Origin of the sequence: Cellulomonas sp. A375-1 (genome assembly GCF_001040865.1) — a bacterium.
GTDB classification, from domain to species: Bacteria; Actinomycetota; Actinomycetes; order Actinomycetales; family Cellulomonadaceae; genus Cellulomonas; species Cellulomonas gelida.
In genome coordinates this window covers 13,528-27,088 of the sequence record NZ_LFKW01000133.1, presented here as the reverse complement: position 1 = coordinate 27,088, position 13,561 = coordinate 13,528, and the positions used below count along the sequence as shown (strand labels likewise).

Here is a 13,561-nt window from a genome sequence, read left to right as displayed (position 1 = left end):
AGGTCAAGGAGCCGACTCCCGCCGAGTTCGGCCACCTGCGCGACGACCTCGTGCTGTTCACCTACCTGCACCTGGCCGCCGACCGCCCCGCGACCGACGCCCTGCTCGCCGCGGGCACCACGGCGATCGCCTACGAGACCGTCCAGCTCCCCGACGGCTCGCTGCCCCTTCTCGCGCCCATGAGCGAGGTCGCCGGGCGCCTCGCCACGCAGGTGGGCGCGTACCACCTCATGCGCAACGAGGGTGGGGCCGGGCTGCTGCTGGGTGGCGTCCCGGGCGTGGACCCGGCGCGGGTCGTCGTGCTCGGCGCCGGGACGGTCGGGCGGCACGCCGCGCAGATCGCGGTGGGGATGCGGGCCGACGTCACCGTGCTCGACGTGTCGATGGCGCGCCTGCGGGAGATCGACGACGCGAGCGGTGGCAGGATCCGTACGCTCGCGTCGAACCGGTGGACGCTCGAGCGCGAGGTCGCCGAGGCGGATCTGGTGATCGGCGCCGTGCTCGTCCCCGGCGCGCGGGCGCCGCGCCTGGTCTCCGACGAGCTCGTCGCGCGCATGCGGCCCGGCTCGGTGCTCGTCGACGTGGCCGTCGACCAGGGTGGGTGCTTCGAGTCGACCCGCCCCACGACGCACGACGACCCGACGTACCTCGTCGAGGGCTGCGTCTTCTACTGCGTGGCGAACATGCCGGGCGCGGTCCCGGTCACCTCGACGCGCGCCCTGACGAACGTCACGCTGCCCTACGTGCACGCGCTGGCCTCACGCGGCTGGCGCGCGGCGGCCGCCGACGACCCCGCGCTCGCGAACGGCCTGACCGTGCACGGCGGGCGGCTCGTCAACTCCGCCGTCGCCGCGGCGCACGGCTACCCGTCCGTCTCGGTGGCCGAGGCGCTCGCGGCCGGCTGACGCGGCGGCCGACCGCCGATCCCCGTCACGCGCCCGCAACGAACGGCGCCTACTCTCGCCGGATGGACGTGGCGGTGCTGGGAGCGACGGGCGACGTGGGCCGGCAGGTCTGCACGCAGCTGGTCGAACGGCGCGTGCTGCCGGCGACCTCCCGCCTGCAGCTCGTCGGGCGCGCCGACGGGCGGTCGTCGCGCGCCACCTACGGGCTCGCGGCAGACCTGGTCGACGCGTACGACGAGCACGCCCCGCTGCTCGACGTGGCGCTCGACCCCGCGGACGTCGTGGCCGACGTCGTGGTCGTCGCGGCCGGACGCACCGCGGGCACCGAGCCGGGCGTGCCTGTCGACCGCCGCGCGCTCGCGGCCGACAACGCGCGCGTGTTCGCCACGTACGCCGAGGCGCTGGCCCGCCACGGCTCCGGGCGCGAGGTCGTCGTCGTGGTCTCCAACCCCGTCGAGCTCGGCGTCGCGATCTTCGCCGAGGCGCTCGGGCGGCACCGCGTGATCGGGATGGGCGCGTGGCTCGACACGCTGCGGTTCCGCCGTGAGGTCGCCGCGTCGATCGGCGTGCGACGGCACCGCGTCGGCGGGTTCGCCGTCGGGCAGCACGGCGACGACCTTGTGCCGCTGTGGTCGACCGTGCGCATCGCGGGGCTCGACGTCGCCGAGCGTCGCGCGGAGGTGGCGCGCGTGCGCGGCGCGCGCACGCTCGCGACGTACGACGAGGAGATCGCCGCCGCGAAGCGTGCGCTCGCGACCGCCGCGGTCGACGACCTCGCGGGCGCGTTCCGCCTCGTCGACTCCTGGCCCCCGGACGTCCGCGTGGCCGCACGACCGTGGATGACGCAGCAGAGCGGCGCCAAGACCGCCGCGGGCACGGCCAGCGCGACGATCGACCTGATCGACACCGTGCTCGACGGTCGCGACACCGTCGTCGCGGGCCAGGTCGCGCTCGACCGCGAGGTGGAGCTCGCCGGGAAGCCTGTCGAAGGCGTCCTGGGTGTGCCGGTCGTGCTCGGGCCGGAGGGGTGGACGCAGGTGCTGCTCCCGGCGCTCGCGGACGACGAGGAGCGTCGGCTCGCCGCGGTCGCCGACCGCGTCAGCCGGTCGATCGAGCCGTGGCTCACCGCCACGGCGGGCGACGGCACCGCCCTCGTCCCGGTCGAAGGAGGGGTCGCATGAGCATCCAGGACGAGGGGTTCGACGAGCGCTGGGTCGTGTTCGTGCGCGGGGCGAACCGGCCGGGGACGGTCGCCGCGCTCACGGCCGTCTTCGCGACGCGCGGGGTGAGCTTCGACGCGCTCGCGACGAGCGACGCCGGGCCGGACGAGGGTCTGGTGACGGTCACGTTCCGCACGACCGGGCGGCGTCAGCGCGAGATCGTGCGCGCGGCCGAGCGTCTCGCGGCGGTGTCGGGCGTCGTGGTGCGACGAGCTGAGGACCTCGGCGTGCGCGCGGCCGCGGTGATGCACCTGCCGGGCGACGTCGCGTTCCGCCCGCCGCCGCACGCGGCTGTGAGCTGGTCGGGGGAGTCGGCGCTCGGGCAGCCCGTGCTCGTCGAGGGGCCGCTCGTCGACGTCGAGCACGTCGTCGCCGCGGCGCGGGAGGCCGGAGCGCGCACCACCGCGATCGTCATCCAGCCGCCGCCGACGGCCTGACGCGAGCCCCTCCTCCCCGAGCGTGCCGAACGATGGGGATCCGGCCCGAGACGTCACGACGTCGGGGACTCGCGAGGTCGTCGGCGCTGTGCTCTCGACGGGTCTCCGGCTGACCGCGGGCGCCGAGGAGCGCGTTGGGCGCGCGCGACCCGTGCTCCTGCGGTCCGTGCCTCGGGTGGGCGATGATGCCCGCATGAAGCGCGCGCCCCTGGATGCCGAGAACCCGTTCGCCGCCCCGTCGTCGCTCCCGTACGGGCTGCCCGACTACCGCAGGATCCGCACCGAGCACTACGAGCCCGCGATCGACTACGGCATGGCCGAGCACCGCGCGCAGGTCGAGGTGATCGCGACCGACCCGAGCGAGCCGACCGTCGAGAACACGCTCGTCGCCCTGGAGCGCTCCGGCCGGACCCTGCAGCGCGTGCTCGTGGCGTTCTTCAACCAGTCCAGCGCCGACTCGACACCCGAGCTCGACGCGCTCGAGGAGTCGGTCGCACCGCGCCTGGCCGCGCACCTGGACGCCATCCACCTCGACGCCCGCCTGTTCGCCCGCCTCGAGGCGCTGGACGCGCAGGTCGCGTCGGGCGCGCTGACGCTCGAGCCCGACACCGCATGGTTGCTCGAGCGCACCCGCACCACGTTCGTGCGCGCCGGGGTCCGCCTCGACGAGACCGCGCAGGACCGCCTGCGCGAGCTCAACGCGCAGATCACCACGCTGGCGACGGTCTTCGGCCGTGAGGTGCTCGCCGCGACCAACGCCGCCGCGGTTCTCGTGACCGACGAGGCCGAGCTCGACGGGATGCCGCAGGACGCGCGCTCGGCGGCGGCCCGGTCCGCGACCGAGCGCGGCCACGACGGCGGCTGGCTCCTCGAGCTGCAGCTGCCGACGGGTCAGCCGCAGCTCGTCACGCTGCGCGACCGTCGCCTGCGCGAGCGGCTGCACCGCGCGTCGGTGGGCCGCGGCCTGGGCGGCGAGCACGACACGCGGCCGACCCTGCTGCAGCTGGCCCGGCTGCGCGCCGAGCGCGCCCAGCTCCTGGGCTACCCGCACCATGCCGCCTACGTGGCGCAGGACGCGACGGCCAAGTCGGCGGAGGCGGTCGCGGACATCCTGGGCCGGCTCGCCCCCGCGGCGGTCGCGAACGCGCGCGCCGAGGCCGTCGAGCTCACCGTCGCGCTCCAGCAGGACGAGCCCGGCGCGACGCTCGAGGCGTGGGACTGGGCGTACTACGCCGAGCGCGTGCGCTCGCAGGCCCGCTCGCTCGACGAGACGGCCCTGCGGCCGTACCTCGAGCTCGACCGGGTGCTGCACGAGGGCGTGTTCCGCGCCGCGACCGCGCTGTACGGGCTGACGTTCGCGGAGCGCACCGACCTCGTCGGCTACCACCCCGACGTGCGCGTCTTCGAGGTCTTCGACACCGACGGCTCGGGTCTCGGCCTGTTCCTCGCGGACTACTGGACGCGCGAGTCGAAGCGCGGCGGCGCGTGGATGAACAACCTCGTCGACCAGTCGACGCTGCTCGACGAGCCGCCGGTCGTGGTCAACAACCTCAACATCCCGAAGCCGCCCGACGGCCAGCCCACGCTGCTGACGTGGGACCAGGTCACGACGATGTTCCACGAGTTCGGTCACGCGCTGCACGGCCTCCTCTCGGCCGTGCGCTACCCGTCGCAGTCGGGCACCGAGGTGCCGCGCGACTTCGTCGAGTACCCCTCGCAGGTCAACGAGATCTGGGCATGGGAGCCGCAGGTGCTGCAGGCGTTCGCGGTGCACCACGAGACGGGGGAGCCGATGCCCGCGGCGTGGGTCGAGACGCTCCTGGCGGGCCGCCAGGACGGCGAGGGCTTCCGCACCACGGAGTACCTCGCCGCGGCGCTGCTCGACCAGGCCTGGTACCGCCTGTCGCCCGACGAGGTGCCCACGGACCCCGACGACGTCGAGGCGTTCGAGGCCGCGGCGCTCGAGGGTGCGGGGGTGGCGTTCGCGCCCGTGCCGCCGCGCTACCGCAGCGCGTACTTCAACCACGTGTTCTCGAGCGGCTACTCGGCGGGCTACTACTCCTACATCTGGTCCGAGGTGCTCGACGCGGACACGGTCGAGTGGTTCCGCGAGAACGGTGGCCTGCGCCGGGAGAACGGTGACGCGTTCCGTGCCAAGCTGCTGGGCCGGGGCGGCTCGATCGACCCGCTCCAGGCGTTCCGCGACCTGCGCGGCCGTGACCCGCAGATCGAGCCGCTGCTGGTGCGTCGCGGCCTGACGGCGGCCGCCACGGTCTAGCGGCGGAGTCGTCGTGCGCGGGCGGCCCCGCTGCCGTCGGGGGCCGTCCGCGCGCGCGGGTACGGTGGGCGCGTGCCGACGACCGAGCCCCGCAACCCCCAGCCGACCGCCGCCGACGAGGTCGTGGACATCTGCCGCGACCTCATCCGGTTCGACACCTCGAACTACGGGGACGGCTCCGGGCCGGGGGAGCGCGCGGCCGGTGAGTACACGGCGACGCTGCTGAGCGACGTCGGGCTCGAGCCCGACGTGTTCGAGAGCGCGCCGGGGCGCACGAGCCTCGCGGTGCGGATCGAGGGCGCGGACCGCAGCCGGCCGGCGCTCGTCGTGCACGGTCACCTCGACGTGGTGCCCGCGCAGGCCGACGACTGGACGGTGGACCCGTTCGCGGGCCACGTCGACGGCGACCTGCTGTGGGGCCGCGGCGCGGTCGACATGAAGGACATGGACGCGATGATCCTGTCGGTCGTGCGGCAGATGGCGCGCGAGGGCCGCAAGCCGGCGCGCGACGTCGTGCTGGCGATGTTCGCCGACGAGGAGGCCGGCGGCACGTACGGCGCGCACTGGGCCGTCGACCACAAGCCCGAGATCTTCGAGGGCGCGAGCGAGGCGATCAGCGAGGTCGGCGGCTTCTCGGTCACGGTCGCCGGGCGGCGTGCGTACCTCGTGCAGACGGCCGAGAAGGGCCTGGCCTGGCTGAGGCTCGTCGCCGAGGGGCGCGCGGGCCACGGCAGCCAGGTCACGCCCGACAACGCCGTGACGCACCTGGCGGAGGCAGTCGCGCGGATCGGTCGCCACACGTGGCCGCTCGAGCTCACGCCCACGGTCCGTGCGCTGCTGGAAGGCGTCGCGGACCTCACCGGGTTGCCGTTCGACCCGTACGACGAGCAGGGCATCGACGCGCTGGTCGCCGCGCTCGGCCCCGCGAGCAGGTTCGTCGGCGCGACCCTGCGGCACACGTCGAACCCGACGCAGCTCACCGCGGGCTACAAGGCGAACGTCGTGCCCGGACGCGCGGAGGCCGCCGTGGACGGTCGCTTCCTGCCGGGCCGCGAGGACGAGTTCCGCGCGACGATCGAGCGGCTCGCCGGCCCGCACGTGCGCATCGAGGACATCCACCGCGACGTGGCGCTCGAGGCGCCGACGACGGGCTCGCTGGTCGACGCGATGACCGACGCCCTGCTCGCCGAGGACCCCGGGGCCGCCGTGCTGCCGTACATGCTCTCGGGCGGGACGGACAACAAGTCGCTCTCGCAGCTGGGGATCACGGGCTACGGGTTCGCGCCCCTGCGCCTGCCCCCGGACCTCGACTTCGCGGGCATGTTCCACGGCGTCGACGAGCGCGTGTCGATCGACGCCCTGAAGTTCGGCACGCGCGTCCTGGACCGGCTCCTGTCGACCTGCTGACGGGCTGTGCCCGCTGGGGCGTCGTCGTCGCAGGCGGGCCGGCGGTCAGTCGAGCGTGCTGCGGACCCGCAGGATCTTGCGCCGCAGCCAGACGCGTCGCTCGCCACCCACGTAGAGCACCGACCGGGCCAGCTCCCAGCGCCCGTACTCGGCGTGCTCGACGAGCATGCGCTGGACGTCGTTGCGGCTGGTCGTCCGGGGGAGGACCAGGACCCGGTACTCGTACTGCCCACCCTGCGCGACCCAGTCCCGGCGTCGCTGACGCGTCTCGACGGTCATCCGCCACCCTCCCGTTGCCGACTCGCGTGGCGCCCATTGTGCACCGCGTCGCGGGGTGCCGTGCGTACGCCGAGAGGCGGGTCGCACGCTGCGGGGGAGTGGTGGCGGCCCTCGGTCCTGCCGGGCACCCCGTCGCGGCGGTACCGTTCGGACATGACCGTCGACCCCCGTGCCGCGCTGGACCGATTCGTCGCAGCGCTCGAGGCGCACTACAACGCTGTCGTCGCGCGCCAGGGCGAGGACGACCCCGCGGTCGACGACGCGTACGACGTCCTGGCCGACGCCTTCGAGGTGTACGACGACGCCCTCGGGACTGTCCACGGTGAGGCCACGCCGTTCTACCTCGCCGAGGAGGACGACGAGGACGACGACTTCGACGACGACGTCGAGGGTGGCGACGACGAGTCCGAGGACGCCGAGGGCGACTGGGCGGGCGACGACGAGTACGACGAGGTCGAACCCGCGCGCTGACCCCGCGGCGCCGCACGTCAAGGGTGCGAGCGGGAGGTCCCCACGGTGCGGCCGAACGGGTGACAAGCGTCTCGGAGTGCGGACCACCGGGTCCCGGTTGTTGACACCGCGCTCCCGTCGTCACTAGAAAGAGCCTGCAAGGAAAAAGCGACCGGTATAGTCGGCATAAGCCGATCCGGTCGTGGAAGACCAGGTCACGAGCGTCTCCGACAAGCCCCGGCTGGGAGACCGGCAACCCTCCGTCCGTGGTGGGGTGCCCCGGGTGAGGACCAGGCCGTCGTGCGCGTGCACGACGGCAAGCACGGGCGCCGCGGGATCGGCGCCTGCCGACGACGAGGAGCACGGGCGTGAGGTGTGCGAACGAGCACCGACTCCGTCGATGTTCCTGCGCTGCCTTCTGACGCACGTCGTCACCTCGGTGCGCGAGGCCTCGTCCCGCGCGCCGCACGCCCTTCCCCCTCCCTGAGCACTCCCTGACCGTCCCCGGTCGTGGGAGCTGCCCTCGCACGATCGGAGCACCCCGTGAACGTCTGGGACGCCGCAGCGCTCGCCGTCACCGTCGGCCTGTTCGCCGGCCTGTTCGCCCTCGCACGCAAGCGCGTGAACTTCAGCGTGCTGACGTTCGTCGGGCTGTTCCTCGGCGTCGCTGTCGGCGTGGTGTTCCGCGACCACGTCGAGTACGTCCAGCCACTCGGCCGGGTCTACGTCAACCTGCTGCTGACCATCGTGGCCCCGCTCGTGATCGTCTCGATCCTGTCGAGCATCACGTCGCTGGGCTCGACGTCGCAGCTGCGGACCATCGGCGGACGGTCGGTCTACTGGCTGCTCAGCCTCAACCTCGTCGCGATCTTCCTCGCACTCGGCACGGCGCTGCTGGTCGGGCTCGGCAAGGGCGCGCACCTGGGCACGCAGGACGTGGACACCCGGTCGCTCGACTCGGTCCAGCAGCCGTTCACGTCGGTGTTCATCGGCTTCTTCCCGACGAACATCGTCAAGGACGTGTCCGAGAACAACATCATCCCGATCATCCTCGTGAGCATCCTCGTGGCGGTCTCGTGCTCGCTGGTGGCCGACAAGAACCCGCAGAAGGTCGCCCCGTTCAAGGCGTTCGTCGAGGCGTCACGCGAGATCATCTACCGCGCGGTCGGCTTCGTCATCAGCCTCACGCCCTACGCGGTGCTCGCCCTCACGGCGTCGTTCACGTCGACCGTCTCGGCGGACACGAGCCAGCTCTGGCCGCTGTTCACGCTGCTCGTCGTCGCGTTCGTCGTCTGCTTCGCCCACACCTACCTCGTGAACGGCGTGTTCCTGCGGGTGTCCGCGAACGTGAGCCCCGTCGCGTTCTTCCGCCGGATCTTCCCCGCGCAGCTCACCGCGTTCACGACGCAGAGCAGCGCCGGGACGCTGCCGCTCACCACGAGCCTGCTCCGGGAGCGCGTCGGCGTGCCCGCCGAGATCGCGGGTTTCACGGCGCCGCTCGGCACGACGATCGGGATGCCGGGCTGCGCCGGGATCTGGCCGGTGCTCCTGGCCGTGTACAGCGTCAACGCACTCGGCATCCCGTACGGGCTCGGTGACTACGCGGTGCTGGTGCTGCTCGGCCTCGTCGTCTCGATCGGCACCGCGGGCGTGCCCGGGACCGCGACGGTCACCGCGACGACCGTGCTGGCCGCTGCGGGGCTCCCGCTCGAGGTCATCATCCTGACGCTGCCGATCAGCGCGCTCGCCGACATGGCGCGGACCACGAACAACGTGACCTCGGCCGCGGTCGCCGCGACCATCGTCGCGCGCAAGGAGGGCCGCCTGGACGACGCGATCTTCCGCTCCTCCGTGGACCGGTCCGTCGACCTCGGGGAGCCCGTGACGCCGGAACGCTCGAACCCGGCGTCCCCGGCGACGACCGACGACGACGCCCTCTGGGGCGGCGTGCCCGTCGGCGCGTGCGCGATCGAGCCCAGCCCGCGCGTTCCCGTCGGCTCCCGCTGACCCGCCCGCACCCGTCCTCGCCCCCCGTGCCCCCGCACCCCCTTCCCGTAGAAAGCGCCCCCTCGTGAACCCTCTTCTCCAGCTCGGCCGCCGGAGCCTGCCCCTGGTCGCGGCGCTCGTCGTCGGCGTGATCGCCCTCGGCCTGCCGGTCCTGCAGGCGACCCGCGCGAGCGCGGCCACCGTCGAGTGGGTCGATGGCGGCGACGACCAGCACTGCCTCCAGGACGACAAGGGCGCCGCGCTCGTCAACCTCGCCGAGGACAAGTGGTGCCAGCCGATCCCGACGTGCCACGAGTACGACGGGAAGAACCCCAAGTACAAGGGGCGCATCGTGCAGAGCAGCGCCAGCACCGGGATCTGGCAGGGCGCGGCCGACGAGGTGCTCTACGCGGACAACCTCCCGTCCGACTACAACCTGACGCCGACCCCGACGAAGTCGCCCACGCCGAAGCCGTCGGCGAGCCCGACACCGACCAAGGCGCCGACGCCCGGCACGACTCCCACGCCGCGTGCGACCCCGGCGCCCGGCAGGACGCCTGTGCCCGGCACGACGCCCTCCCCGGGCGCGACCAGGCCCCCGACGAGCACGCCCGCTCCCGGTGCCACGACAGCGCCGGGCGTCCCGGCTCCTGCGGCGCCCGTGTCCGACGACCTCGGGATCGATCCCGACGAGGCCGTCGTGCCCGGAGCGCCCTCCGCACCCGGCACACCGACCCTCACGGTCGACGGCACGACGATCGTCGTGACGTGGGAGCCGTCGGTCGACGTGGACCTCGACAGCGTGACGGGCTACGTCGTCCTGCTCAGCGGGGGCAACCGCGCCGAGGTCGACGCGGCGACCACCACCTACGAGTTCCTGGACCTGCCGGACGGCAGCTACCGCGCCGCGGTCCGCGCGGTGAACGACGTCGGTGAGTCCGCGGCCTCCACCCCGTCGGTGCCGGTGACGGTCGGCACGCCGCCCGCGTCGGTCGTCGGCACGCTGACCTGGACGGGGGAGGTCGTCCCCGGTGCGACCGTCGCGCTGACCGGAGCGGGTTACGCCGCGGGCGTCGACCTCGACGTCGAGCTGCACTCCGACCCGGTCCGGCTCACGACCGTCACGACCGACGAGCAGGGCGCGTTCGCCACCGACGTGGTCGTTCCGGACGACGCCCCGCGGGGTGCTCACCACTTCGTCGTCGCGTACCAGGGGACGGTCGTCTCCGAGAGCCCCGTCACCGTCGCGGCCGCGTCGCCGGTCGGGGCGGCGCAGGACGCGGAGGCGACGTCGGCCGAGACGGTGCCGCCGCTGACCGGCCTCGTGATCCTCGGCGCACTGGCCGTCGCGGGAGTCCTGCTCCTGGCGTCCCACTACGCGCGCGGCGGTTCCCGTCGCGCGTCGTCTGCCGCCGCGGCGGACGAGCCTGCCGGCCCGGCTCCGGTGCCCGGCGCCCTGCCACCGCTGCAGCTCGGCAACCCGCTGCTGACGGCCTTCACGCCGGCGTCGGTCGCTGCACCGGCGGCCGCACCCACCGCGGCTCTCGCCACCGTGCCCGCGGCGGCGCCCGTCAGGACCCCCGTCGCAGCGGCCCCCACCTCGTCCCCCGTCGCGGCCTATCCCGGGGTGCACGTCGCTCCCGAGGCGGGCCAGCTCAGCGTCACCTGGCAGTTCGCACCACCCGCACGAGTGGACGGGCCGTCGACCCCCGCGGCCCAGCCCGTCCGCTGACCCGCTCTCCCTGACCTGACCCCCCGCCTCCGGGCGGGAGAAAGAGACGACTCCCCATGTCCAGCTCCTCCTTGCGACGCAGCATCGCCGGGATCGTGGTCGCCGCACTGGCGACCGCGCCCGCGGTCGCTCTCGCCCCCGGCGCGAGCGCCGCGGCCACCGCTGCGGCTCCCGCCATCGCTTCCAGCGTCGACTTCGACTACTTCGCCGACGTCTTCCCGGCGCTCGCTCCTGCGCGTGGCCAGCACGTCTTCGAGTCCATCTCGATCGAGCGCCTGAAGTACCTGCTGCGCTTCAAGTCCGGCCGCTACGCGGTGCTCATCGGTGACCCGAAGGACGCCAGCACGCAGGCCGAGATCGCGCACATCAACGCCGCGGCGACGAGCATCGGCGTGCCGAAGATCTACGTCTTCAACCCGCGCATCGACGGCGACGCGCTCAACATCTTCGACTGGGACGAGCTCGCGACCCGGCTGACCGGTGCCGGCCTGACGTACTGGCAGAACGAGGGCGCGACCGCCACCACGGGTGGCCCGCTGATCGACCTCATCAACGGCACCGACCCGACCCCGGAGTTCGTCCGGACGGACGGCAAGGTCACGGGTCCCTACCTGGTGGTGCTCGACAAGGACCGCCGGGACGGCAGCGGCAACGACGACCGGGTGGTCGCCTCGCTCGCGGACACCAAGACCGCTGCGGACCTCGACACGCCCGCCGAGCAGCTCGCGTACGAGGACGCCGTCAAGGAGACGCTGCTCGCCGCGGGCGGGACGGCCGGTCACCCCGACCTCAGCGTGAGCACGCAGTTCGAGTTCTACAAGGACGAGACGAACCGCCGCCACAGCGCGACGTACACGGACGCCACCAAGTACGGCGGTGAGATCCTGAGCGACGCCGACGCCACCGACGGCTGGCGCGTCCAGCAGCTCACGTACCCCGAGACGATCCACCTGCTGAGCGACCCGCGGTACGCGGACAGCGACGTCCCGCTGCTGTTCGGCGGTACGTGGTGCCACAACACGCGTGCGGTGATCAAGGACCTCAACGCCGACGCGCAGGCCAGCGGCGTCAAGACCATCTACAACCTGGACTTCTCGCTCTTCTCGGTGAGCAACTCGGGCTCGGCGTACGACCACATCCGCACGAGCGGGGTGCCGGCGGTCACCGACGGCAAGACCCTCGCCCCGGGGTACCTCTACGGCGACCTGTTCTCCACGTACCTGCACAACGCGTCCGCGGAGTACGCGGCTGCGGGCGAGCCCGGCGCGAACCCGAACTGGTACTACCCGGGTGGCGACACCGGCACGACGATCCAGTCGGCCCGCCGCCTGCAGGTGCCCGCGCTGCTCGTCCGTCACGGGAACCACCAGGACGCGCTCGGCAAGCCGGCCCCGGTCGTCGACCAGGCCATCCGCGTCAACGACAACGGCACGTACACCGAGTACATGACCGAGTACTGGTACGTCGCGGGACGCAGCCTGCCCAACACGCCGGAGACCACGCTCAACGGCACCCTCGCGGCCGGCGGCGACCGGCTGGCGAACGCGCGGGACTTCGCCTCCGAGGCCGTCGCCGCGTACGCGGACGTCCTCGGCTCGCTCGGCTCGACCCGCTACACGAGCAGCACGAGCGTGACGGTCGACGGCGTCGCCTCCACCGACCTGGTGCCCGGGACGACCCCCACGCTGGGCGTCCAGGTCAGCGCGGCCGGCTACGCGCCGTTCGTGACGAACAACACGAGCGGCGCCAACGTCGCGCCCAGCACCGGCACGGGGCGGCCCGCGGGCTCGGTCGTCGTGCTCGACCAGGCCGGTGAGCCGGTCGGTGCGCCCGTCGCGCTCAAGCGCGACGGCTCTGCCTCGATCACCCTTCCGACGATCGCGTCGGACCAGATCGGCGACGTGTGGACGGTCCGCTACCTCGGCCGGGGCTACTCGATCGCGGGTTCGAGCACCGAGCTGCGGATCGGCAAGCCCTCGGCGGTCAGCCTGACCGGGGCGGCCTCGACGCGGTACGGCACGGCCGTGACGTACACCGCGACGGTGACCGACGGCGCGACAGGCACGGTCTCGCTGGAGGGCCTTCCGGGCGGCGTGATCGGCGCACCGGTCGTCGCCGGCACGGCGACGCTGACCGTCCCCGCCTCGCTGGCCTCCGGCGCGTACACGGTGCGAGCGACCTACAGCGGCGACAGCGTGTACGCGTCGTCGGTCTCGGCGCCGCGCGCCCTGACGGTCACGAAGCTGACGGCCAAGGCCTCGATCACGGCGGTGACGAGCAGCGCGTACGGCAAGGCCGTCAAGGTCACGGTCAAGGTCACCGACTCCGCGGGGAAGTCCGCCGCCGGCAAGGTCACGCTCGCCGGCGCGGGGTCGACGCGGTCCGCGACGCTCTCGTCCGGCCAGGTGGTCTTCACGTTGCCGGCCTCGCTCGCGGTGCGGTCGTACTCGCTCAAGGCGACCTACGCGGGCAGCGCCAACGTGGCCGGAGCGACGGCGACCCGCACCCTGACGATCACGAAGGGCAAGGTCTCCCGGGTCGCCGCGAAGGTGACGACGAAGCCGACCTCGAAGGCCAAGGGCAAGGCGACCGTGACGGTCACGACCCCCGCAGGTCTCGTCCAGGCGACCGGCAAGGTCACCCTCACGGTCTCGAAGGGCGGCCGCTCGACGAGCACGACCGCGACTCTCGTCGGGGGCAAGGCCACGCTCACGCTGCCGAAGCTGGCGAAGGGCACGTGGAAGCTCTCGGTGAAGTACCTCGGCTCGACCACGTACGCCGCGGCCAGCGGCGCCACGGCGAGCCTGGTGGTCACGAAGTAGCAGCGAACCCGCGTCGCCGGTGGTGCTCGTCCCCGCGGGGCGGGC

The 13,561-nt window shown here is 73.4% G+C and carries 10 protein-coding genes and 1 riboswitch; of the genes, 9 read left to right on the top strand and 1 reads right to left on the bottom strand.

Annotation, left to right across the window (positions count from 1 at the left end):
* From ald to CWIS_RS14165, 5 genes are all read left to right on the top strand, one after another.
* On the top strand, window positions 1–905 hold a 905-nt coding region (gene ald / locus CWIS_RS14185; RefSeq protein ID WP_048344012.1), incomplete at its 5' end, for an alanine dehydrogenase.
* Between the two features lie 62 nt (window positions 906–967).
* Window positions 968–2,086: a lactate dehydrogenase gene (locus tag CWIS_RS14180; protein WP_048343970.1), complete on the top strand. Its 1,119-nt coding sequence runs from the start codon at window positions 968–970 to the stop codon at window positions 2,084–2,086.
* Complete coding sequence (locus CWIS_RS14175) at window positions 2,083–2,562, top strand: ACT domain-containing protein (RefSeq protein ID WP_048343969.1); 480 nt, start codon at window positions 2,083–2,085, stop codon at window positions 2,560–2,562. Before CWIS_RS14180 ends, CWIS_RS14175 begins: the two co-directional genes overlap by 4 nt.
* Window positions 2,563–2,755: 193 nt before the next feature.
* Window positions 2,756–4,840 carry a M3 family metallopeptidase gene (locus tag CWIS_RS14170; RefSeq protein ID WP_048344002.1) on the top strand — a complete coding sequence of 695 codons (2,085 nt, stop codon included), beginning with the start codon at window positions 2,756–2,758 and terminating at the stop codon, window positions 4,838–4,840.
* A 72-nt stretch (window positions 4,841–4,912) separates the two neighbouring features.
* Window positions 4,913–6,247 carry a M20/M25/M40 family metallo-hydrolase gene (locus tag CWIS_RS14165; RefSeq protein ID WP_048343968.1) on the top strand — a complete coding sequence of 445 codons (1,335 nt, stop codon included), beginning with the start codon at window positions 4,913–4,915 and terminating at the stop codon, window positions 6,245–6,247.
* A gap of 45 nt (window positions 6,248–6,292) precedes the next feature.
* Here the strand turns inward: CWIS_RS14165 and CWIS_RS14160 are convergent, their stop codons facing one another.
* Window positions 6,293–6,526 carry a DUF5703 family protein gene (locus CWIS_RS14160; protein WP_048343967.1) on the bottom strand — a complete coding sequence of 78 codons (234 nt, stop codon included), beginning with the start codon at window positions 6,524–6,526 and terminating at the stop codon, window positions 6,293–6,295.
* A 153-nt stretch (window positions 6,527–6,679) separates the two neighbouring features.
* Here CWIS_RS14160 and CWIS_RS14155 point away from each other — a divergent pair, with 153 nt between their 5' ends.
* The 4 genes from CWIS_RS14155 to CWIS_RS14140 all read left to right on the top strand — a co-directional run bounded on the left by CWIS_RS14155 (window position 6,680) and on the right by CWIS_RS14140 (window position 13,516).
* Window positions 6,680–6,997 (top strand): hypothetical protein, encoded by a 318-nt coding sequence (locus tag CWIS_RS14155; protein ID WP_048343966.1) that lies wholly within the window; start codon window positions 6,680–6,682, stop codon window positions 6,995–6,997.
* A gap of 192 nt (window positions 6,998–7,189) precedes the next feature.
* Window positions 7,190–7,305: riboswitch (SAM riboswitch) on the top strand.
* Window positions 7,306–7,519: 214 nt separating this feature from the next.
* Entirely contained in the window at window positions 7,520–8,983 is a 1,464-nt protein-coding gene (locus CWIS_RS14150) for a dicarboxylate/amino acid:cation symporter (protein WP_082156486.1), read from the top strand.
* A gap of 64 nt (window positions 8,984–9,047) precedes the next feature.
* Window positions 9,048–10,694 (top strand): fibronectin type III domain-containing protein, encoded by a 1,647-nt coding sequence (locus CWIS_RS14145; protein ID WP_048343965.1) that lies wholly within the window; start codon window positions 9,048–9,050, stop codon window positions 10,692–10,694.
* 56 nt (window positions 10,695–10,750) lie between these two features.
* A complete protein-coding gene (locus tag CWIS_RS14140; RefSeq protein ID WP_156186671.1) occupies window positions 10,751–13,516 on the top strand; it encodes an Ig-like domain-containing protein in 2,766 nt (921 codons plus the stop codon).
* The last annotated feature ends 45 nt before the right edge of the window (window positions 13,517–13,561 follow it).

Excerpts from the sequence above, each read along its gene's own strand:
- CWIS_RS14180 (WP_048343970.1), top strand. The coding sequence starts at position 968 with ATGGACGTGGCGGTGCTGGGAGCGACGGGCGACGTGGGCCGGCAGGTC.
- CWIS_RS14175 (WP_048343969.1), top strand. The coding sequence starts at position 2,083 with ATGAGCATCCAGGACGAGGGGTTCGACGAGCGCTGGGTCGTGTTCGTG.
- CWIS_RS14170 (WP_048344002.1), top strand. The coding sequence starts at position 2,756 with ATGAAGCGCGCGCCCCTGGATGCCGAGAACCCGTTCGCCGCCCCGTCG.
- CWIS_RS14160 (WP_048343967.1), bottom strand. The coding sequence starts at position 6,526 with ATGACCGTCGAGACGCGTCAGCGACGCCGGGACTGGGTCGCGCAGGGT.
- CWIS_RS14155 (WP_048343966.1), top strand. The coding sequence starts at position 6,680 with ATGACCGTCGACCCCCGTGCCGCGCTGGACCGATTCGTCGCAGCGCTC.
- CWIS_RS14140 (WP_156186671.1), top strand. The coding sequence starts at position 10,751 with ATGTCCAGCTCCTCCTTGCGACGCAGCATCGCCGGGATCGTGGTCGCC.